Annotated in this window: 17 protein-coding genes; 7 read left to right on the top strand and 10 right to left on the bottom strand. The window is 69.2% G+C overall.

Features of this window, described 5'->3' with window-relative positions; translation table 11 throughout:
* Nucleotides 1–65: 65 nt before the first annotated feature.
* The 5 genes from ACTWJ5_RS16555 to ACTWJ5_RS16535 all read right to left on the bottom strand — a co-directional run bounded on the left by ACTWJ5_RS16555 (nt 66) and on the right by ACTWJ5_RS16535 (nt 4,471).
* Entirely contained in the window at nt 66–836 is a 771-nt protein-coding gene (locus ACTWJ5_RS16555) for an alpha/beta fold hydrolase (protein WP_444436096.1), read from the bottom strand.
* A 67-nt stretch (nt 837–903) separates the two neighbouring features.
* Complete coding sequence (locus tag ACTWJ5_RS16550) at nt 904–1,407, bottom strand: cytochrome P460 family protein (RefSeq protein ID WP_074983842.1); 504 nt, start codon at nt 1,405–1,407, stop codon at nt 904–906.
* Between the two features lie 13 nt (nt 1,408–1,420).
* Nucleotides 1,421–2,410, bottom strand: a complete 990-nt coding sequence (locus ACTWJ5_RS16545) for an alpha/beta fold hydrolase (RefSeq protein WP_444436094.1) — start codon at nt 2,408–2,410, stop codon at nt 1,421–1,423.
* Nucleotides 2,411–2,455: 45 nt separating this feature from the next.
* Entirely contained in the window at nt 2,456–3,805 is a 1,350-nt protein-coding gene (locus ACTWJ5_RS16540; protein WP_444436092.1) for an epoxide hydrolase family protein, read from the bottom strand.
* Between the two features lie 249 nt (nt 3,806–4,054).
* On the bottom strand, nt 4,055–4,471 hold the full coding sequence (locus ACTWJ5_RS16535) for an organic hydroperoxide resistance protein (RefSeq protein WP_074983849.1): 417 nt from the start codon (nt 4,469–4,471) through the stop codon (nt 4,055–4,057).
* A 225-nt stretch (nt 4,472–4,696) separates the two neighbouring features.
* Here ACTWJ5_RS16535 and ACTWJ5_RS16530 point away from each other — a divergent pair, with 225 nt between their 5' ends.
* Genes ACTWJ5_RS16530 through ACTWJ5_RS16520 form a run of 3 tightly spaced genes read left to right on the top strand, consistent with a single transcriptional unit; the run spans nt 4,697 to nt 8,157 of the window.
* Complete coding sequence (locus ACTWJ5_RS16530; protein ID WP_444436090.1) at nt 4,697–7,090, top strand: PAS domain-containing protein; 2,394 nt, start codon at nt 4,697–4,699, stop codon at nt 7,088–7,090.
* Nucleotides 7,087–7,458 carry a response regulator gene (locus tag ACTWJ5_RS16525; RefSeq protein ID WP_009621952.1) on the top strand — a complete coding sequence of 124 codons (372 nt, stop codon included), beginning with the start codon at nt 7,087–7,089 and terminating at the stop codon, nt 7,456–7,458. The genes ACTWJ5_RS16530 and ACTWJ5_RS16525 overlap by 4 nt, the downstream gene beginning before the upstream one ends.
* Before the next feature lie 27 nt (nt 7,459–7,485).
* Entirely contained in the window at nt 7,486–8,157 is a 672-nt protein-coding gene (locus tag ACTWJ5_RS16520) for a response regulator transcription factor (protein ID WP_043316786.1), read from the top strand.
* A gap of 20 nt (nt 8,158–8,177) precedes the next feature.
* On the opposite strand, the gene ACTWJ5_RS16515 is transcribed toward ACTWJ5_RS16520, so the two are convergent.
* Nucleotides 8,178–9,413, bottom strand: coding sequence for an MFS transporter (locus ACTWJ5_RS16515; RefSeq protein ID WP_444436089.1), 1,236 nt, complete (start codon nt 9,411–9,413; stop codon nt 8,178–8,180).
* A 255-nt stretch (nt 9,414–9,668) separates the two neighbouring features.
* Between ACTWJ5_RS16515 and ACTWJ5_RS16510 the strand changes: the two genes are divergently transcribed.
* Complete coding sequence (locus ACTWJ5_RS16510) at nt 9,669–10,418, top strand: creatininase family protein (RefSeq protein WP_074983857.1); 750 nt, start codon at nt 9,669–9,671, stop codon at nt 10,416–10,418.
* 50 nt (nt 10,419–10,468) lie between these two features.
* Here the strand turns inward: ACTWJ5_RS16510 and ACTWJ5_RS16505 are convergent, their stop codons facing one another.
* From ACTWJ5_RS16505 to ACTWJ5_RS16490, 4 genes are all read right to left on the bottom strand, one after another.
* On the bottom strand, nt 10,469–11,908 hold the full coding sequence (locus ACTWJ5_RS16505; RefSeq protein WP_444436087.1) for a catalase: 1,440 nt from the start codon (nt 11,906–11,908) through the stop codon (nt 10,469–10,471).
* Between the two features lie 255 nt (nt 11,909–12,163).
* Nucleotides 12,164–15,031, bottom strand: a complete 2,868-nt coding sequence (locus ACTWJ5_RS16500; RefSeq protein WP_444436086.1) for an ATP-binding protein — start codon at nt 15,029–15,031, stop codon at nt 12,164–12,166.
* A gap of 99 nt (nt 15,032–15,130) precedes the next feature.
* Nucleotides 15,131–15,547, bottom strand: coding sequence for an organic hydroperoxide resistance protein (locus ACTWJ5_RS16495; protein ID WP_444436085.1), 417 nt, complete (start codon nt 15,545–15,547; stop codon nt 15,131–15,133).
* Between the two features lie 40 nt (nt 15,548–15,587).
* Complete coding sequence (locus ACTWJ5_RS16490) at nt 15,588–15,986, bottom strand: hypothetical protein (protein ID WP_444436084.1); 399 nt, start codon at nt 15,984–15,986, stop codon at nt 15,588–15,590.
* 1,386 nt (nt 15,987–17,372) lie between these two features.
* Between ACTWJ5_RS16490 and ACTWJ5_RS16485 the strand changes: the two genes are divergently transcribed.
* The 3 genes from ACTWJ5_RS16485 to ACTWJ5_RS16475 are packed head-to-tail and all read left to right on the top strand — an operon-like array spanning nt 17,373 to nt 20,387.
* On the top strand, nt 17,373–18,533 hold the full coding sequence (locus ACTWJ5_RS16485) for an NAD-dependent formate dehydrogenase (RefSeq protein WP_253411780.1): 1,161 nt from the start codon (nt 17,373–17,375) through the stop codon (nt 18,531–18,533).
* On the top strand, nt 18,530–19,585 hold the full coding sequence (locus tag ACTWJ5_RS16480) for a Dyp-type peroxidase (protein ID WP_301502416.1): 1,056 nt from the start codon (nt 18,530–18,532) through the stop codon (nt 19,583–19,585). The genes ACTWJ5_RS16485 and ACTWJ5_RS16480 overlap by 4 nt, the downstream gene beginning before the upstream one ends.
* Complete coding sequence (locus ACTWJ5_RS16475) at nt 19,578–20,387, top strand: family 1 encapsulin nanocompartment shell protein (protein ID WP_444436082.1); 810 nt, start codon at nt 19,578–19,580, stop codon at nt 20,385–20,387. The genes ACTWJ5_RS16480 and ACTWJ5_RS16475 overlap by 8 nt, the downstream gene beginning before the upstream one ends.
* Nucleotides 20,388–20,399 lie beyond the last annotated feature (12 nt).

Raw genomic sequence — 20,399 nt, 5'->3', positions numbered from 1 at the left:
CCTCCGGAAGGTCGCTGGCCGCTCAACAAGGAGCGGCCAGCGACCTTTCTGAGATCAGCAACGACCTACAGCGAAGCAGCAGCCTTCTCGATCGACCGCGCCACCGCTTCGGGATGCGAGACCATCACCACGTGGGAAGCGCCGGAGACCACCTCGACGTCCTTGGCGTGGGCCCGCTGGGCCATGAAGGCCAGAGCCTGCGGGGGGATGTTGCGGTCCTGGTCGCCGTAGACGAACCACGAGGGGATGCGCTGCCAGGCAGCGGCGCCGGCCTTCTCGTTCAGCGCGGCCTCGGTGACCGGGCGCTGGGCGGCCGCCATCAACGCGGCCTCCGGGGCCGGCACGTCGGCGGCGAACTGGGCGTGGAACTTGTCCTGCTGGATGTACAGGTCCTTGCCGCCGGCGAGCGTCACCGGCGGCGCCAGGGTCGGGCCGAGGGTGCTGCCGGGGAACTTGCCGGCCAGGTCGGCGGCGCTCTCCCCGGCCGCGGGGGCGAAGGCGGCGACGTAGACCAGCGCCTTGACGTTGCCGGCGTCGCTGGCCGCGGCGCTGATGACGTTGCCGCCGTAGGAGTGCCCGACCAGCACCACCGGCGTCTTCAGGCTGGCGAGGATGTTGGCCACGTAGGCGCCGTCGCTGGCGACGCCGCGCAGCGGGTTGGCGGCGGCCACCACGGTGTAGCCGTCGTGTTCGAGGATGCGCGTCACGCCGTTCCAGCTGGAGGCGTCGGCGAAGGCGCCGTGGACCAGCACCACGGTGGGTTTCGCGGCGGCGGACGCGCCGGCGGCCATGAGCAGGCCGGCGGCGCAGGCCAGGGCACCGAGGGTTGTTTTCATCGGAAATTCTCCTTGCAGGGGAATGAGACCGGGGCGCACGGCCCCGGCCGGTGGTGGGGAATCGGCGCTAAGGCGCGTAGCGGGTGAACACCAGGTCGTGGTTCTTCACCCGCGCCTGGTGGCAGGCGTAGCAGGTCTGGTGCTGCGCCTCGTCGGCCGGCTTGCCGTCGATGAAGCGGGCGAAGCCCCAGCCGCCGGTGGCCGCGTACTTCTTCGAGTCCTTGACCATAAACTGCACGGTGGTGGCCGCGCCGGGGATCGAGGCCGGCTCGAATTCCGGCGACTGCACGTGCTTCCAGGCCAGCTTGGCGAGTACGCTGCCGTCGGGGAACGGCAGCTTGCCCGCTCGGTAGGCCCGCATGGCGATGTCGTTGCCGAGCACCGCGCGCAACTCGTTCAGCGGCGCCGCTTCCTGCGCCGGGGCGACCAGCTGCCAGTTGCGGTAACCCTCGGGCATGCGCACGCCGTAGATCGGCGAGGCGTCCGCGGCGGGCGCCGGGTCGGCGCTGGCGCCGCTGGCCAGGGCAAGCGCCAGGAGCGTCGCGGCGAGTGCGGGGAGTCTGGGTGTCATGGCTGCGCTCCGCTCACAGGTGGTCGGCGTCGACCACCGCCTGGACGAAGGCCTGGGGCGCCTCCTGCGGCAGGTTGTGGCCGATGCCGCCCTTGATCAGGCGGTACTCGTACTTGCCGCTGAAGCGCTTGGCGTAGGCCTCGGCCGGCGGGTGCGGCGCGCCGTTGGCGTCGCCTTCGAGGGTGATGGTCGGCACGCCGATCGTGGGGAAGGCCGCCAGGCGCTTCTCCAGTTCCGCGTAGCGCGCCTCGCCCTCGGCCAGGCCCAGGCGCCAGCGGTAGTTGTGGATGGCGATGGGGCCCTGGTCGGGGTTGTCCAGCGCCGCCGCGCTGCGCTCGAAGGTGGCGTCGTCGAAGTTCCACTTGGGCGAGGCCAGCTGCCAGATCAGCCTGGCGAACTCGTGGCGGTACTTGTCGTAGCCTTCGCGGCCGCGCTCGGTGGCGAAGTAGAACTGGTACCACCACTGCAGTTCGGCGCTGGGCGGCAGCGGCGCCTTGCCCGCCGCCTGGCTGCCGATCAGGTAGCCGCTCACCGAGACCAGCGCCTTCACCCGCTCCGGCCACAGCGCCGCGACTATGTCGGCCGAGCGCGCGCCCCAGTCGTAGCCGGCGAGCACCGCGCGCTTGATCTTCAGCGCATCCATGAAGTCGACGACGTCCACCGCCAGGGCCGCCGGTTCGCCGTTGCGCAGCGTCTTGGCGGAAAGGAAGCGGGTGTCGCCATAGCCGCGGGCATAGGGGATGAGCACGTGGTAGCCCTTGGCTGCAAGCTGCGGCGCCACTTCGCTGTAGCTATGGATGTCGTAGGGCCAGCCGTGCAGCAGGATGACCGCCGGGCCGTCGGCCGGGCCGGCTTCGGCGTAGGCCACCTTCAGCAGCCCGGCGTCCACGTGGCGCAGCGCGCCGAAGGCGTCGTCCGCGGCCTGCGCCAGGGGGATGGCGAGGTTCGCCAGGGCGAATGCGAGCACCGGGGCGCCCAGGGCTTTGTAGTTGAACGGGTTCATCAGGGTTCTCCCTTGCTGTGTGCCGGGAATCGGCGGGACTTCGGTCTAGCGCTCGGCCAGCGAGGCGCGCTGCGGGCGGAAGGCCTCGCGCAGCTCCTCGCTGAACAGCTGCGGTTGCTCCCAGGCGGCGAAGTGGCCGCCCTTGTCCACCGCGTGGAAGTAGTCCAGCGAGGGATAGGCGCGCTGCGCCCAGCTCTTCGGCGCGCGGTAGATTTCGCCGGGGAACACGCTGATGGCCACCGGCACCTTGATCTGCGCGGTCTTCTGCGCGGCGGCGCTGAAATTGTTGTTGTTGTTTTCCCAGTAGAAGCGCGAAGACGAGGCGCCGGTGTTGGTCAGCCAGTAGAGGGAGATGTCGTCGAGCATCTCGTCGCGGCTGAGCACGCGCTCCGGCTCGCCGCCGCTGTCGGTCCAGGCGGCGAACTTCTCGTACATCCACGCGGCCATGCCGGCCGGCGAGTCGGCCAGGGAATAGCCGATGGTCTGCGGCCGCGTCACCATCATCGCGCCGTAGGCGGCGTTGCGCCCGAAGAAGGTACTCAGCGCCTGGTAGGCGGCGCGCTCGTCGCCGGACAGGCCGTCGGGCGCCGGGTCGCCGCTGTCGATCGGCTTGACCAGTTCGGCCGGGATGGTCGCCGGCATGTTCAGGTGGATGCCCAGCAGCCCGGGCGGCGCCAGGCGGCCCAGGGCATCGGAGATCACCGAGCCGTGGTCGCCGCCCTGGGACACGTACTGCTGGTAGCCCAGGCGCTTCATCAGCACGTCCCAGGCCCGCGCCACCCGGTCGGGGTTCCAGCCCAGCTCGGTCGGCTTGCCGGAGAAGCCGTGCCCGGGGATCGCCGGGATCACCACGTCGAAGGCGTCCTCGGCCTTGCCGCCGTAGGCCGTGGGGTCGGTCAGCGGGCCGATGGTCTTGAGGAACTCCAGCGGCGAGCCGGGCCAGCCGTGGGTGAGGATCAGCGGCATGGCGTGGGGCTGGCGGGAGCGCACGTGGATGAACTGGATGTCCACGCCGTCGATGCGGGTGACGAACTGCGGCAGGGCGTTGAGCTTCGCCTCGGCCTTGCGCCAGTCGTAGCCGTTGCCCCAGTAGTCGACCAGGGCTTTCAGCCTGGCCAGTTGCACGCCCTGGGAGGCGTCGGCGACGGTTTCCTTGTCCGGCCAGCGGGTGGCGGCGATGCGCCGGCGCAGGTCGTCCAGTTGCGCCTGGGGCACCTCGATGCGGTACGGCCGCACGCTGTCGTCCTCGCTCGCCGTGGCGTTGGCGGACGCGACCAGGGCCAGCGGCGCCAGGTGCGCGTGGCTGCCGCCGAGCAGGAACAGGCCGACGGCGCCGGCCAGGAGCGAACGGGTGAACAGGTGCTGAGTCTTCCGTGGGTGCGATGCTGCGAGCATGGTCGATCTCCTTGAGTGGGGGCCGGGGCGTGGACGCAATCGTTCGCCCTCGGCGAAGCGCGAACCTGGCCACTGTCGGTCGCGCCCGCCCCGCTTCGGAGGCGCTGCGCAACCCGTGGCATCGATCAGAACAAAGGGCGGCGGGCCTGGGGATTGCACGAAGGTGTCGGTCGATACCTTCGTATCGTTCGCCCGCCGGCGCCGGGGCGCTGCGGCCACGCCGGCCTGGCGTGGCCGCAGCGGGCTCGCTCAGGCGAGCGAGAGCGCGACGTCGATGTTGCCGCGGGTGGCCTTCGAGTAGGGGCAGGTCTGGTGGGCCGTCTCGATCAGGTCCAGGGCGGCGTCCCGTTCCAGCCCCGGCAGGCTGACCTGCAGGCGCGCCCGCAGGAAGTAGCCTTCCTCGCCCTGGCACAGCTCCACCTCGGCGTCGATGGCCAGGTTCGCCGGCAGGGCGATCTTCTTCCGCCGCGCGGCGAGGCCCAGCGCGCCTTCGAAGCAGGCCGACCAGCCGGCGGCGAACAGCTGCTCCGGGTTGGTGCCGGTGCCTGGCGTGCCGGGCAGCGAATGGCGGATGTCCAGGCGCCCGTCGTCGCTGCGCGAGGTGCCGCCGTCGCGGGCCCCGGTGGTGTGGACCCTGGCGGTGTAGAGAACGGTTTCGGTGGTCATGGCTGCCTCCTGGCATGTGCTCGTGCATACCGGGTTCGGTATGTGCCGCCGATCAGAGCAGAGGCCGGCTGCCGGGGACGATTGCACGAAGGTATCGAGCGCCCCCGCGCAGCCCCCTGCCCCGTCAACGACGGCGCTTTCGCCCAGCCGACACCAAGGTATGATGGGCAGCTCCGCCAAGGTGGCGCATGCTCGCGAAACGGCTACCGCCGAGAGAGGATCGGTATGCACAACGAACCCGGCCCTGTCGTCGACAGGCTGCCCGGCCTGGCCTGGACCGCCGCTGCCGACGGCCGGGTCGACTCCGTCAACCGCCCCTGGTGCGCGTACACCGGCCACCCCGCCGACGCGGCGCTGGGCGATGGCTGGCAGTCGGTGGTGCACCCCGACGACCTGCCGGCGCTGCTCGAACGCTGGGCCGCCATCCTGCGCTCCGGCCAGGCGCAGGACATGCAGGCGCGCCTGCGGCGTTTCGACGGCGCCTACCGACGCTTCCTGCTGCGCGTCGAGCGCCTCGACGCCGCCGCCGGCACCTGGTGCGGCCTGGCCATCGACATCGAGGACCTCGGCCCGGGCCCGGCGACCACCAGCACCCCGGCCCTGGATGCGCTCATCGACAGCATCCCCGGCTTCGTCTGGCGCACCGCGCCCGACGGCAGCGTCGAATTCCTCAACCAGCGCTGGTTCGACTACACCGGCATGACACCCGACGAGGCCCGCGGCACCGGCTGGATGAACGCCGTGCACCCGAGCGACGCGCCGGCGTTGGGCGCGTACTGGCAGGGCCTGCTGGCCGCGGGGCTGGCGGGCGAGTTCGAAGCCCGCCTGCGGCGCTTCGACGGCAGCTACCGCTGGTTCCTGATCCACGCCGTGCCGCAGCGCGACGAGGCCGGCCGCGTGCTCAAGTGGTACGGCGGCAACACCGACATCGACGCACGCAAACGCGCCGAGCTGCTGCTGGCCGGCGAGAAACGCCTGCACAGCCTGATGGCCGGCGGCGCCGCCCTGCCCCTGGTGCTCGAAGCACTGTGCCAGTTGGTGGAAGCCAGCCTCGACGACTGCCTGTGCGGCATCACCCTGGTCGCGCCCCGGCGCAGCCGCCGCGCCGTGCAGGCACCGGGCGAGCTGCGCCTGCAACCCGGCGCCGGCCCCGGGCTGCCGCCGGGCCTCATGGCCAGCGATGGCCAGGCGGTGGACGCCGGCAGCAGCCCTGAATCCCTGGTCGTCCTCTCTGGCGAAACCGTGGTGGTGGCCGACCTGTCCGCCGAAACGCGCTGGCCCGCCTGGTGCGCCACGGCCCTGGCCCACGGCCTGCGGGCGAGCTGGGCGACGCCGGTGATCGCCACCGGCGGCGAAGTGAGCGGCGTCCTCTCGCTGTTCCTGCGCAACCCCTGGCAGCCCGACGAGGCGCAGCGCAACCGCATCGCGCAGTTCAGCCAGTTGGCCAGCATCGCCATCGAGCGCGCCCGCGGCGAGGCCGCGCTGAAGCAGAGCGAGGCCTTCCTCGCCAAGGCCCAGCGCATCAGCCTGACCGGCACCTTCTCCTGGCACGTGGACAACGACGAGATCGCCTGGTCCGACGAGATCTACCGCCTGCTCGACCTGGACCCGGGCCTGACGCCGAGCTTCGAGCTGGTCTATTCGCGGGTCCACCCCGACGACCTCTCGCGCCTCGACGAGGTGTTCCAGCGCCAGCGCCACGCCGCCCGCGACTTCGAGCACGAACACCGGCTGCTGCTGCCCGGCGGCGTGATCCGCCACGTGCACATCGTGGCCCAGGCGATGCGCGACGCCGACGGCGCCCTGGAATACATCGCCGCCGTGCAGGACGTCACCCAGCGGCGCCTCGCCGACGAGGCCCTCGGCAGGGTCCGCGCCGAACTCGCGCACGTGGCCCGGGTCGCCAGCCTGGGGGCGCTCACCGCGTCCATCGCCCATGAAGTCAACCAGCCGCTGGCCGGCATCATCACCAACGCCAACACCTGCCTGCGCATGCTCGGCGCCACCCCGCCCAACGTCGACGGCGCCCGCGAGACCGCGCGGCGCACCATCCGCGACGGCAACCGCGCGGCCGACGTGATCAAGCGCCTGCGCGCGCTGTTCGCCAAGGACGGGGTGGCCAGCGAGCCGGTGGACCTCAACGCGGCGGCCCGGGAAGTGCTTGCCATGCTGCAGAACGAACTGCAGCGCAACGGCGTGGCCGTGCTGCCGCAGTTCAACGAGCAGCTGCCGCCCGTGCCCGGCGACCGCGTGCAACTGCAGCAGGTAATCCTCAACCTGATCATCAACGCCATGGACGCCCTGGCCGAGGTGCACGGCCGCCCGCGGCAGCTGCGCATCAGCAGCGGCTACGACCTGGACTCCAGCGTGTTCCTGGCGGTGCGCGACAACGGCAACGGCTTCCCCCCGCAGGACGCCCACCGGCTGTTCGACGCCTTCTACACCACCAAGCGCGCCGGCATGGGTATCGGCCTGCTGGTCAGCCGCTCCATCATCGAGCACCATGCCGGGCGGATCTGGGCCACGGCCCACGACGGCCCCGGCGCGACCTTCATCTTTTCCATCCCGCTGCCGGCCGCCGACGCCGACGACGACCACGCCAGGGGGAATGCCCGATGACCACGCCTTTGCTCGTGTCGCTGGTGGATGACGACGAGTCCGTGCGCGAATCGCTGCCGGACCTGCTGCGCGAGTTCGGCTTCGCCGTGCAGGCCTTCGCCTCGGCGCCGGCCTTCCTCGACTCGGACTGCCTCGCGCAGACGCGCTGCCTGATCCTCGACGTGGCCATGCCGGAGATGTCCGGGCCGGAGCTGCAGAAGGAACTGGCCCGGCGCGGCTGGCGCATCCCCATCATCTTCATCACCGCCCATGGCGACGCGGCCACCCGCCCGCGCCTGATCGCCCAGGGCGCCGTGGATTGCCTGCTGAAACCCTTCAGCGAGGCGGAACTGCTCAAGGCGCTCAGCGCCGCGCTACCGGTCGGCTGACGCCGCAGGCCACCAGGAGAACCAGGCATGTTGAACGCTGTCCCTGCCCCCCAGGGGGGAACCCGGCCACAGGCCGACGCCACGCCGCTGGTCTACGTGGTCGACGACGACGTCTCGGTGCGCGAGTCGCTGGAACTGCTGATCCGCTTCGCCGGCTGGCAACCGGTGTTGTTCGATTCCGCCCGGGCCTTCCTCGACCAGCCCGCGGCCCTGGTGCCCAGCTGCCTGGTGCTGGACGTCAACCTGCCCGACCTCAATGGGCTGGACCTGCAGCGCAGCGTGGCCGGCGAGCGCCCGGCCATGCCGATCATCTTCATCACCGGCTACGGCGACGTGCCGCTGACAGTGCGCGCCATGAAGGCCGGGGCGGTGGAATTCCTCACCAAGCCCTTCGACGACGACACCCTGCTGCGCGCCATCGCCGAGGCCCTGGCGCACAGCCGCGTGGCCCTGCAGCAGCAGGAAAGGCTGCGCACCCTGCGCGCCGCCTACGCCAGCCTCACGCCGCGCGAACGGGACGTGCTGCGCAGGGTCGTTGCCGGGCGCCTGAACAAGCAGGTGGCCGCCGACCTGGGCATCAGCGAGATCACCGTCAAGGCCCATCGCGGCCGGGCCATGCGCAAGATGAAGGCGCGCTCGCTGCCGGACCTGGTGAAGATGGCGGCGCTGCTGGAGATCGCCCCCGACGGCGAGCGCTGAGGCGCCCTCGCCGCCCGGGCTCAGGCCGGGACCGACAGCGGCCGCCGGCAGCCCAGCCAGACCAGCAAGGCCGCCAGCAACTGGCTGCTGGCGAAGAAGCCGAACAGTTCTTGCGTGCTCCACTGGGCGTCGAGCAGCACCCCCGCGATAGCCGGTGACAGGATCGCCCCCAGGCGCCCGGTCGCCAGCACCAGGCCCACGCCGCTGGTGCGAATCGCGGTAAAGAAGGCCTGGGGCGCGAGGATGAAAAGCGCCGCGATGGCGCCATTGAGCGACAGCCCCGCGCCGAAGCCAGCGGGAATGGCCAGCAGCGAGACGCGGCTGGCCGGCACCAGCAGCGTCATCACCACGGCATTGAGCAGCAGAAGGCCCAACAATAGTTGGCGGCCCCCCGCCCGATTCGCCGCCAGCCCCACCAGCAAGGCGCCGAGCATGCCGCCGAGGCCCAGCAACAGCCCGCCCGTGGAGCCCTGTTTTTCGGAAAAGCCGTTGTGCAGCATCAACGTCGGCGTCCAGCTCATCACGAAGTAATAGCCGAACATCAGCAGCAATAGCGCCAGGGCCAGTGAAGCGGTCAGTTGCCACTGGCCAGATGCGAATAGCTGCCGGAATTCCACGCCTCGCGATAGCCGCAACTGGGCATTCTGTTGCCGGTCGAGCGCCAGGAACTCCGGCGACTCACGCAGCCAGAGTGCACCAGCCGCCACGGCCGCGAGCGTGGCCACGCCGCCGGCTAGAAACACGTAGCGCCAACCAAGCCACTCGTTGAACAGGTGCGCCAGCAGGCCGCCCAGGCTCACGCCCAGCGCGAAGGCGAGGGATTGCAGGGCGATGGCCAGGCTTCGCCGATGCGCTCCGGTGTATTCATGGGCCAGCACATTGGCGCCCACCAGCACCGCGCCGGTGCCGACGTCGGTCAGCATGCGCAGAAGCATCAGCACCTGGTGGTTCGGGCTGCAGAACGACAGCAACATGCTGACGCCGCTGAGCGAAAGGCCCGCCAGCAGCAAGGGCCGGCGCCCATAGCGGTCCGCCCGGGGGCTGATGAACGAGCCGCAGGCCATGCCCACCAGGCTCGCGCTGAGCAGCATGCCGAGCTGGGTCGCACTCAGCCCCCACTCCGCCGAAACGCTGCCGCCGGTGAACGCCATGGCCATCGCATCCAGGCCGTCGATCACGTTGAAGAGCATGCACAGACCGACGACGCCCCACGGGGACGGGGCCATTGCAGCCTTGTTGTTCATAGCCTTGGGCACGCAGCCTGTTTCCTTCTGACGCACTGTTCGAAGCGGTGCTCCACGCAGCCATACCCTTGCGTGCATACCAAGGTATCGACCGACACCATCGTGCAATCGCCGAGGTGGCATCCGGGTGCTTTGATCGACCTGCGCAAGCGGCGCCGAATGCTGGGCCGGAAGCATATTACGTCCCGGCCGCTACAGACAGGACCCCGCGCCTCGAACCCCACCCCACCGGGTTCCGCCAGGAACCTTTCCAAGGAGAGCCCCCAGATGTTCCTGCATCTATCGACCTGGGCCGAGATCGGCCAGTTTCTCGAACGCAGCCGCACCATCGTCATCCCCATCGGCTCCAACGAACAGCACGGCCCCACCGGCCTGCTGGGCACCGACTGGATGTGCCCGGAGATCATCGCCGGCGAGGCGCAGAAGCTGGCGGACATCCTCATCGCCCCGACCTTCAACATCGGTATGGCCCAGCATCACCTGGGCTTCCCCGGCACCATCTCGCTGCGGCCCTCGACCTTCATGGCCGCCATCGGTGACTGGGTGCGCTCGCTGGCCGGCCACGGCTTCGAGAAAATCTTCTTTCTCAACGGCCACGGCGGCAACATCGCCTCGATCGAAGCGGCCTTCTCGGAACTCTATGCCGAAGCGAGTTTCGCCCGGCGCCGCGCCGGCTTCGCCCTGAAGCTGTGCAACTGGTGGGACCTGGAAGGCGTCGATGCCCTGGCGCGGGAGCAGTTCCCCACGGGCCACGGCATCCACGCCACGCCCACCGAGATCGCCGTGACCCAGTGGGCCTATCCGGACTTCATCAAGTCCGCCGAGTATTCGCCACGGATCGCCAACTGGGGCCCCATCCGCGAAGCGCTCGATTTCCGCGCGCGTCACCCGGATGGCCGCATGGGTTCGGACCCGGCGCAAGCCTCCATCGAAAAGGGCCGGCAACTGGTGGCCCTGGCCGCCCAGGGCCTGGTGCAGGAGGTCCAGGCCTTCGGCGACGAGGCGATACCGGGCTAGAAACCCTTCGGGCTGGCCGCGCGCCCATGGACGGGCGCGCGGCCTTTTTACTACGCCCGGCCCAGCCGTTCGATGGCGCTTGCCACGCCCGCTCCGTACGCCGGGTCCGCCTTGCTGCAGTTATCGATATGCCGCTGTTTGGTCTGCGTCGAGGCGCCCTGGATCGAACGCGCGGTATTGTCGAACAGCGCCTGTTGCTGCTCGAAGGTCATCAGGCGGAACAGCGCGCCGGGCTGGGAGAAATAGTCCTGGTCTTCGCGATGGTCCCAGTGGCCCGCGCTGCCTTGCGGCGCCAGCGGCGGTTCGCTGAAGTCCGGCTGCTCCTGCCATTGCCCGTAGCTGTTGGGCTCGTAGCCCAGGGTGCTGCCGGCGTTGCCGTCGGTGCGCATCTGCCCGTCCCGGTGATAACTGTGGAACGGGCATTTCGGCGCGTTCACCGGAATCTGGTGATGGTTGACGCCCAGGCGGTAGCGCTGCGCATCGCCATAGGAGAACAGCCGCGCCTGCAGCATCTTGTCCGGCGAGAAGCTGATGCCGGGCACCACGTTGGCCGGGCTGAAGGCCGCCTGCTCCACCTCGGCGAAGTAGTTCGCGGGGTTGCGGTTGAGTTCGAGAACGCCGACTTCGATCAGCGGGTAATCGCCGTGCGGCCAGACCTTGGTCAGGTCGAAGGGATTGATCGGGCAGGTCGCCGCGTCCGCCTCCGGCATGATCTGCACGTAGAGCGTCCAGCGCGGGAAGCGGCCTTCCTCGATGCTGCCATACAGGTCGCGCTGGGCGCTTTCGCGGTCCCGGCCGACCAGGGCTTCGGCCTGCTGGTCGGTGAGGTTCTCGATGCCCTGCTGGGTCTTCCAGGTGAACTTCACCCAGGAGCGCTCGTTCTGCCGGCTTATGAAGCTGAAGGTGTGGCTGCCGAAGCCGTGCATGTGCCGGTACGAGCGGGGCAGCCCGCGGTCGCTCATGACGATGGTGACCTGGTGCAGGGCCTCGGGCAGCAGGGTCCAGAAGTCCCAGTTGTTTTCGGCGCTGCGCAGATGGGTGCGCGGGTCGCGCTTGACCGCATGATTGAGGTCGGGGAACTTCAACGGATCGCGCAGGAAGAATACCGGCGTGTTATTGCCCACCAGGTCCCAGTTGCCCTGTTCGGTATAGAACTTTATGGCGAACCCGCGAATGTCACGCTCGGCATCGGCGGCGCCGCGTTCCCCGGCCACGGTGGAAAAGCGCACGAAAACCTCGGTGCTCTTGCCGATCTCGGAAAACAGCCGGGCCTTGGTATAGCGGGTTATGTCGTGGGTGACGGTGAAGGTTCCATGGGCGCCCGAGCCCTTGGCGTGCATGCGCCGCTCGGGAATCACCTCGCGATCGAAGTGCGCGAGCTTTTCCAGCAGCCAGACGTCCTGCAGCAGCACCGGGCCCCTGGGGCCTGCGGTCTGCGAATTGTTGTTATCGACCACCGGCGCACCAGCGGCTGTCGTGAGCTTTTTCATGGTTTTGTCCTGGATGATTGGCGCAATGAACAAACAATGGGAAACGCCAACCCATCAAACCAAGTTATGCAACCGCCAACCATGATACGAAGGTGTCGCCCGGTAATAGGAAAGTTGTTCGAAGCCGTCCAGTGCCGGATAAAAAAGAATAAACAGGCGGGATATGAATACAGTGGCCAGTTAAGGTAAACAGTTCTGTTTCGTTATATACGGCGCACTCTTCTGCAACGTGCAGAAGAGTGTGCCCTACCCGCCTCAGCCCAGCCGCTGGCGCAACTGCGCCAATTGGCGCATGTCCAGGCTGTCGAAGCCTTCGCTGAGCGCGCAGGCATCGAGCAACTGCGCCGCCTCCGCGTTGCGCCCCTGCTCCATGCGCAGCTGCGCGCGGTCCAGGCCCGCGCGCAGCTCCCAGGCCCGCGCGCCTTGCTGGCGCGCCAGGGCCAGCGACTCGTCGAGCACGGCATCGACCGCCGTGGCGCCCTCGCCCAGCGCCTTGAGCACCTGGGCCTGCAAGCGCAGCAGTTCCGGCAGGGCGAAGGCATCGCCGCTGCGCCGGCAGTGCTGGACGCTGCGCTGGATCACCGCCAGGGCCCGCGCGTATTGCCCATCGAGGATCAGGCCTTCGGCCAGGGAAATCTCGAAGGAGGTGGTCAGCAGCTCGTAGCGCATGCCCTGCAGCCGCGACAGGCTTTCCTCCAGCAGCAGCACCGCGTCGCCGGGCTGCTCGCGGCGGATGGCGATGGCCCCGCGCAGGCCCAGCGAGGCCGCCACGTACGGGGCGAAGGCATTGGCGTGGGCGATCTGGCTGAAGGCCAGCAGGCTCGCCTCGGCCTGCGCCAGGTCGCCGTTCCAGATGTGGATGCACAGCGTCCACACCAGGGCGATGCAGTAGGTGGCCGGGTGCTTCAGCTCCGCGGCTTCCGCCTCCACTTGCGTGGCGAGGCGCCGCGCCTGGTCCGGGAAGCCCAGCAGCCACAGCGTGCGCGCCAGCGCCAGGCCGGTGCGGTTGTGGTGGTCGAAGCCGTAGTGCAGGGTCCGGCTGCGCTCGGAGGGCAGGCTGTTGCGCAGCGAGCGCTCCAGTTCCTGGCGCGCCAGGCGCTGGTCGCCCAGCAGGTGGTGGGAAATCCCCGCCAGCGAGGCGGCGACGGCGATGGCTTCCGGCTCACCCAGGCTGTCGCCGATCGCCAGCGCGCGCTCGGCCCAGGCCAGCGACGAGGCGAAGTCGCCGATGCGCTCGTAGAAGATCTGCAGGCGGCCCAGCAGGCGCAGCTGCGCCCAGCGGTCGTCCAGCGCCACGGCGATGTCCAGGGCCCGCAGCAAGGCGGTTTCCGCCGCGCCGCTGTTGCCGCGGGTGAACATCAGCACCAGGCCCAGCGCGGCCTGCAGCTCCATCTCCGTGGGCGTGCCGTGGTAGCCCAGCTCCAGCAGCTCGGTGGCGCGGGCACACCAGGTGCGGCATTCCACCTGCAGCGAGAAGTGCAGGAACAGCGGCGCGCTGGCCGCCGCCAGGGGCAGCGCCAGGCCGGGGTCGCCCTGGGGGCCGAAGCTCCATTCCAGGGCGCTGCGAATGTTGCCGAGCTGGCTGGCCAGGCGCGCGCAGCCGTCGAAGATGTCTTCCGGCGAGCTGCCCAGGCCCTCCAGCAGCTTCAGGTAGAAAAGCGCATGGCGGAAGCCGAGGCTGTGCATCTCGGCCGCGCCGTGGGCCGGCAGCTTGTCGCGCACGTAGGCGCGGGTCATTTCCAGCAGGCGGTAGGTTACCGTCGTTTCGCTGCGGTCGACCGTCACCAGCCCCTTGGCGGCGAGTTCGTCCAGGGTGGCGGCGGCTTCCAGCTCGTCGATCCGGGCATCGGCGACGATCTGCGAGGCCGCCTGCAGCGAGAACGGCCCGACGAACACCGCCAAGCGGTCGAACACCAGGCGCTGCGGGGCGCTGAGCAGGTCGTAGCTCCAGTCGAGCATCGCCCGCAGCGTCTGGTGGCGCGGCTGCGCGGTGCGCCAGCCGGCCCAGCCGAGCGAGAAACGTTCCCCCAGCAGGGCGTGGGTGGCCTTGACCCCGTGGCTGGCGGCGCGCATCGCCGCCAACTCGATCGGCAGTGCCATGCCGTCCAGGCGCCGGCACATGTCGGCGACCAACTGGGCATCGCCCTCCTCCAGCGCCAGCGAAGCGTTGCCGGCCTTCGCCCGTTCGACGAACAGCCGCACCGCCGGGAATGCCAGCAGTTGCTCCAGGCTCAATCCCTCGCTGTCGGCCGGAAAGCCCAGCGGCCCCAGCCAGTGCACCTGCTCGTCGCGCACCCGCAGCGGCTCGCGGCTGGTGGCCAGCAGCGCGACGCCGGGCGCGGCCTCGCCGATGCGCTCGGCGACGGCGGACACCGCATCCACCAGGTGCTCGCAGTTGTCGATGATCAGCAGCAGCCGCTGCCCGCGCAGGTGGGCGAGCAGCACGAACAGCGGGTCCTCGACCTGCACGGGAATGCCCAGCGAGGCGGCCAGCGCGGAAGGCACCAGCGCCGCATCCTCGACCTGCGCCAGGTCGACGAAGCGCACCGGCTCCAGGCGCTCGCCGGCGGCGCGGTGGCCCACCTCGACGGCGAGGCTGGTCTTGCCGACGCCGCCGGTGCCGACGATGGTGAACAGCCGCGGCTGCGCCAGGCGCTCCAGCACCAGGGCCACGTCGGCCTCGCGGCCGAACAGCCTGGCCCGCGGCGGCAGGCCGCCCACGCTTTCGCCGAGCGGCGCCACGGGCGCGGCCGAAGGCGCTGCGTCCAGGGCCGGGCGCCGGTTCACCGGGGCGACGAAGGCGTAGCCGACGCCGACCTGGGTGGCGATGTAGCGCGCGCCCTGCTCGCCGTCGCCGAGCGCGCGGCGCAGGCTGTTCATGTGAAAGCGCAGGCTGCCCTCTTCCACCACCACGTCGGGCCAGACGCGCTTGATCAGCTCGCGCTTGGACAACACCTGGCCCGGCTTCTCCAGCAGGGCGATGAGCAGGTCGAGGGCGCGGCCGCCGATCTCCACCGGCTCGCCATCGCGGCTGAGCAGGCGCTTGCCGGGCGTGACGCGGAAGGGGCCGAACTCGAGGGACGGTTCGAAGGGTTCGTGCAATGCGTCCGTTGCGGACTCCACGGGAAGTTCTCTCGGGTTCGAAAATCCTACGAGGATAGGCGTTTTGCACGGGCGATCAAGCACATCCTGTGGCGGCCGTGTGGACGCCGCCACAGGCGTCTACTGCAGGCTCAGCAGCAGCGGAATGTTGCCGCGGGTGGCCTTGGAGAAGGGGCAGCTCTGCCGGGCGGCGTCCAGCAGGCAGCGGGCCAGCTCCGGCTCGACGCCGGGCAGCGAGATGGCCAGGTGCGCCCGCAGGAAGAAACCGTGCTCGCCGTGCACCAGGTCCACGTCCGCCTCCACCGTGGCATCGGGGGGAAACGGGACTTTCCGGGCGTTGGCGGCATGCCGCAGCGCACCGATGAAGCTGGCCGACCAGCCGACGGCCAGGAGCTGCTCCGGGTTGGTGCCCTGCCCCGGCGCCCCCGGCGGCGAAAAGCGCAGGTCCAGGCGGCCATCGTCGCTGCGCGCGATGCCGTCGCGGCCACCGAGGGTGCGGGTGTGCGCGGTGTAGAGAACCTTCTCGATCGACTGCATCGGTACTTCCTGACGAACGATGACCGGCGGGCCCGGCGACTCAGAGCACCCGCGCGCACTTGCGGCTGGTGCGGGGAAGGCGCTGCCCGGGGCCGGCCTTCGGCAGCACCGCCTGCGCCGCCGCGCGCCGCTGGTATTCGCCCAGCTCCTGCCGGGCGATATCCAGCAGCCAGGCGCGGAAAGGGCCGGCGGGGTCATAGCTGGCGCGCCGTGAATCCACGGCCTTGAGAGTCGCGCGCAGGACCTCGCCGAGGTCCTCCAGGCGCACCCGGCCAGCCTGTACCTGCCCTTCGAAGAACGCCACGAGCAGCGGAACCAACGCCTTGAGCAGGCGCGGCGACGCCTCGCCGCCGCCCTGCTGCGCCTGGGCCAGCAATGCACCGAATTCCGCATTGCTGCAGCGCCCTGCCAGGCTCATGCAGCCGATACCTTCAGTCATTCGCCCAACCTCCCTTTCCCAAGCAGCCCTGCATTGACTGTCCTGCGCGTTGGCGCGAGGACAGGGACTGCTCATGAGGATGGGGCAGGAGTGCCAAGGCTGCCCGTTATATGCTGTTAGCGTCTGTTAGGCGGGTACTTCGCATTACGTAATGTTGTTCACTTAAGAAAGAATGCCGTTTCTCTTCATGAGGGAAGCGGCATTTTCATGTGGGGTGGGGGGCTAGGGCTTCGTTTACGGCTCTTGGTCCTGCGCTCCGACCTCAACCCCGTCATTCCCGCGAACGCGGGAACCCAGAGACTTGGGGGCTTGGTGTACCGCGCCGCTCCGAGTGCTCGGATGTCTCTCGTTTCGCCCCCTCGGGCGAGTCCCTTTTGTCAAACGCCACAAAAGGAACCAAAAAGGCTTGCCCCAACATACGGGCCCGATGGAGCCGGGCTACCCTCGCGAACTCCCCCGCCACGGAGGCCCGCCCCGAGGGTACGTCCCTGTAGCCCACGGGGCTCTCGCGACATCCATGTCGCATGACCTCCTGAGCGCCGGTTTCGCTCGGCCTTCTGAAGGGGCGTTTCGGAGTGCGCGGAGGTTTCTCTGGAAGTCCAAAAGCAAAAGCGGACGCGCTTTTGCTTTTCGTAGGAGCGAGCTTGCTCGCGAACCCCGCAGTCACTGGATTCCCGCGTTCGCGGGAATGACGAGGGGGGGGTAAGGAGTATTAGGATGACTCTGGACTTCCCGGCCACTCCGAACAGCCCCCTCTCCCTTCAGGGAGAGGGCTGGGGAGAGGGCGCTCTTACCCCCAACACCTACGCCCCCGGCAAACCCCATTCGCGAGCAAGCTCGCTCCTACAGTTCCATGAAGGGCATCGGCGCGCCGGCCAACGGCGTATAACCGCGGACGGTTATACGCCCTACGTGCTCACAGGATGACTCCAAACTCCCCACCCACTCCAAACGGCCCCCTCTCCCTCCGGGAGAGGGCTGGGGTGAGGGAGCGGAGCCAGGCTGAAGCACCTTTGCTGAACCACCGCATATGCATTACATCGTTTTATTGCGGCTACATTTAATACAGATGCCGGAACCAAGTATCCGGGCTCCATCGATTCTCATCCTTCATATCCACAAAGATGCCCCGCAGATGCTCTTCGGCGAATCTTCCGAATCATCGGTCTCGAATAAATACAACCACCCCATCAATAATCCGCATGTTCTCCGAGCGGCAGAAAGACTCCGGTTTTTATTTCACCGGCGGTCTTCGAAGCATTGGCGTGCGAAAGGAACATGAACTTTACTGAATGATCTTCCTCGCTGTCGCAGGCCAATAGTCGTCGACCGGGAAGTTTGGCCGTCCGCATTCGCGCGGGCGCACGATATGAGGAGATTCCGTTCATGGCCAAGGTGCTGTGTGTCCTCTACCCCGATCCACTGGCCGGCTACCCTCCCCGCTATGCGCGCAGCGACATTCCGCACATCGATGCCTACGCCGATGGGCAGACGGCCCCCTCGCCCCAGCCGCCGCTCGGTTTCACGCCCGGCGAGCTGGTGGGCTGCGTTTCCGGCGAGCTTGGCCTGCGCGCCTACCTGGAACAGGCGGGACACGAGCTGCTGGTGACCAGCGACAAGGACGGCCCGGACTCCGAGTTCGAGCGTTGGCTGCCCGAGGCCGAGGTGGTGATTTCCCAGCCGTTCTGGCCCGCCTACCTGACCGCCGAGCGGATCGCCAAGGCGCCCAGGCTGAAGCTCGCGGTCACCGCCGGCATAGGTTCCGACCACGTGGACCTGGCCGCTGCAGCGGCGGCCCGCATCACCGTCGCCGAGGTCACCGGTTCGAACTGCATCAGCGTCGCCGAGCACGTGGTGATGATGGTGCTGGCCCTGGTGCGCAATTACCTGCCCGCCCACGAGATCGCCCGCAACGGCGGCTGGAACATCGCCGACTGCGTGGCGCGCAGCTACGACATCGAGGGCCTGCATTTCGGCGCCATAGGCGCGGGGCGCATCGGCCTGGCCGTGCTGCGCCGGCTCAAGCCCTTCGACCTGCACCTGCACTACACCCAGCGCCACCGGCTGGCCCCGGCCATCGAGGCGGAACTGGGGCTGACCTACCACGCGGACGTCGCCTCGCTGGTGGCGGCGGTCGACATCGTCAACCTGCAGGTGCCGCTCTACCCGTCCACCGAGGGGCTGCTGGACGATGCCATGCTCGCCCGGATGAAGCGCGGCTCCTACCTGATCAATTGCGCGCGCGGCAAGCTGGTGGAGCGCGACGCCGTGGTGCGCGCGCTGGAATCCGGGCAGCTCGCCGGCTATGCCGGCGACGTCTGGTTCCCGCAACCCGCGCCGGCGGACCACCCCTGGCGCAGCATGCCGTTCAACGGCATGACGCCGCACATGTCCGGCACCTCGCTTTCGGCCCAGGCCCGCTATGCCGCGGGCACCCTGGAGATTCTCCAGAGCCATTTCGCCGGCAAGCCGATCCGCGAGGAGTACCTGATCGTCGACGGTGGCGCGCTCGCCGGCACCGGCGCCCGGTCCTACCAGTTGAAATGAGCCTGCAAGAGGAGCACCGCGTGTCCACAGCCGTTCCCCAGTCGGTCACCGCCCCGCTGAGCCGGGCCGCCATCTTCCTGGTGCTGACGATCAACCCCGGCCAGGCCGGCGAAACCGCCGTGCGCGCGTTGTGCGCCGACATGCCCGGCCTGTTGCGGGCCATCGGGTTCCGCGCCCCGCAGGGGCTGCTGTCCTGCGTCATGGGCTTCGGCTCGGCGGCCTGGGACCGTCTCTTCGGCCAGCCCAGGCCGCGGGAGCTGCACCCCTTCCGCGAAATCCAGGGCGCGCACCACGCCGTGTCCACCCCGGGCGACCTGCTGTTCCACATCCGCGCCGAGCGCATGGACCTGTGCTTCGAGCTGGAAACGCAGATCATGGCCCGCCTCGGCGACGCCGTGGCCACCGCCGACGAGGTGCAGGGCTTCAGCTACTTCGATGCCCGCGACCTGCTGGGCTTCGTCGACGGCACGGAGAACCCGGCGGGCCAGGCCGCGCTGGACGCCACCCTGATCGCCGGCGAGGACGAGAACTTCGTCGCCGGCAGCTACGTCATCGTGCAGAAGTACCTGCACGACCTGGCCCAGTGGAACGCGCTGCCGGTGGCCGAGCAGGAACGGATCATCGGCCGGCACAAGCTCTCCGACATAGAGCTGGACGACGCCGTCAAGCCGAGCAATGCGCACAACGCCCTGACCACGATCATCGAAGACGGCGAACAACTGGAAATCCTGCGCGACAACATGCCCTTCGGCGATATCGCCAAGGGCGAGTTCGGCACCTATTTCATCGGCTACGCCCGTTCGCCGCGGCGCATCGAACGGATGCTCGAGAACATGTTCATCGGCCTGCCCCCGGGCAACTACGACCGCCTGCTGGACTTCAGCCGCGCGGTGACCGGCAGCCTGTTCTTCGTGCCTCCGGCCAGTTTTCTCGAACAGGTAACCCCGCAGGCCAGCGCGCCCGCCCTCCCCCCGCAGGACGGCGGAACCCCGGACGGCCCCCGCGATGGCTCCCTCGGCATTGGCTCACTAAAGGAATCAGGCAATGAATAACCTGCACCGTGAACTCGCCCCCATCTCCGACAAGGCCTGGGCCCAGATCGACGAAGAGGCCACGCGCACCCTCAAGCGCCACCTCGCGGCCCGCCGCGTGGTCGACGTGCCGCCGCCGGGCGGCCTCGGCCTGTCCGCGGTGGGCACCGGCCACCTGCATGCGCTGCAGGCCCCGGCGGAGGGTATCCAGGCCGCCCAGCGCGATGCCCGGGCGATCGTCGAGCTGCGCGTGCCCTTCGAGCTGAGCCGCCAGGCGATCGACGACGTGGAGCGCGGCTCGGACGATTCGGACTGGGACCCGCTGAAGGACGCCGCCCGCAAGCTGGCCTTCGCCGAGGACCGCGCGGTGTTCGACGGCTACGCCGCGGCCGGCATCCAGGGCATCCGCCAGGCCAGCAGCAACGCCGGCGTGGTGCTGCCGGCCAACGTGCGCGGCTACTCCGGCGCCGTGGCGCAGGCGCTGAGCCAGCTGCGCCTGGCCGGCGTCAACGGGCCCTATGCGCTGGTGCTGGGAGCGGACGCCTACACCGCGGCGAGTGGCGGCAGCGACGAGGGTTACCCGGTCTTCCACCACATGGAGCAGCAGGTGGACGGCGGCATCATCTGGGCCCCGGCGCTGGAAGGTGGCTTCGTGCTCAGCATGCGCGGCGGGGATTTCGAGCTGGACATCGGCCAGGACATCTCCATCGGCTATACGAGCCACAGCGCGACCAGCGTGGAGCTGTACTTCCTGGAGACCTTCACCTTCCGGGTGCTCACCAGCGAGGCCAGCGTGGTGTTGACGCCGGGGAAAAAAGGATAATCGCCCACGCCG

Source organism: Pseudomonas sp. A6, from assembly GCF_052367875.1.
GTDB classification, from domain to species: domain Bacteria; phylum Pseudomonadota; class Gammaproteobacteria; order Pseudomonadales; family Pseudomonadaceae; genus Pseudomonas; species Pseudomonas citronellolis.
Note: the sequence above shows the minus strand (reverse complement) of the source record. Positions and strands in the feature narration are given on the sequence as shown.

Excerpts from the sequence above, each read along its gene's own strand:
- ACTWJ5_RS16555 (WP_444436096.1), bottom strand. The coding sequence starts at position 836 with ATGAAAACAACCCTCGGTGCCCTGGCCTGCGCCGCCGGCCTGCTCATG.
- ACTWJ5_RS16550 (WP_074983842.1), bottom strand. The coding sequence starts at position 1,407 with ATGACACCCAGACTCCCCGCACTCGCCGCGACGCTCCTGGCGCTTGCC.
- ACTWJ5_RS16545 (WP_444436094.1), bottom strand. The coding sequence starts at position 2,410 with ATGAACCCGTTCAACTACAAAGCCCTGGGCGCCCCGGTGCTCGCATTC.
- ACTWJ5_RS16540 (WP_444436092.1), bottom strand. The coding sequence starts at position 3,805 with ATGCTCGCAGCATCGCACCCACGGAAGACTCAGCACCTGTTCACCCGT.
- ACTWJ5_RS16535 (WP_074983849.1), bottom strand. The coding sequence starts at position 4,471 with ATGACCACCGAAACCGTTCTCTACACCGCCAGGGTCCACACCACCGGG.
- ACTWJ5_RS16530 (WP_444436090.1), top strand. The coding sequence starts at position 4,697 with ATGCACAACGAACCCGGCCCTGTCGTCGACAGGCTGCCCGGCCTGGCC.
- ACTWJ5_RS16525 (WP_009621952.1), top strand. The coding sequence starts at position 7,087 with ATGACCACGCCTTTGCTCGTGTCGCTGGTGGATGACGACGAGTCCGTG.
- ACTWJ5_RS16520 (WP_043316786.1), top strand. The coding sequence starts at position 7,486 with ATGTTGAACGCTGTCCCTGCCCCCCAGGGGGGAACCCGGCCACAGGCC.
- ACTWJ5_RS16510 (WP_074983857.1), top strand. The coding sequence starts at position 9,669 with ATGTTCCTGCATCTATCGACCTGGGCCGAGATCGGCCAGTTTCTCGAA.
- ACTWJ5_RS16505 (WP_444436087.1), bottom strand. The coding sequence starts at position 11,908 with ATGAAAAAGCTCACGACAGCCGCTGGTGCGCCGGTGGTCGATAACAAC.
- ACTWJ5_RS16495 (WP_444436085.1), bottom strand. The coding sequence starts at position 15,547 with ATGCAGTCGATCGAGAAGGTTCTCTACACCGCGCACACCCGCACCCTC.
- ACTWJ5_RS16490 (WP_444436084.1), bottom strand. The coding sequence starts at position 15,986 with ATGACTGAAGGTATCGGCTGCATGAGCCTGGCAGGGCGCTGCAGCAAT.
- ACTWJ5_RS16485 (WP_253411780.1), top strand. The coding sequence starts at position 17,373 with ATGGCCAAGGTGCTGTGTGTCCTCTACCCCGATCCACTGGCCGGCTAC.
- ACTWJ5_RS16480 (WP_301502416.1), top strand. The coding sequence starts at position 18,530 with ATGAGCCTGCAAGAGGAGCACCGCGTGTCCACAGCCGTTCCCCAGTCG.
- ACTWJ5_RS16475 (WP_444436082.1), top strand. The coding sequence starts at position 19,578 with ATGAATAACCTGCACCGTGAACTCGCCCCCATCTCCGACAAGGCCTGG.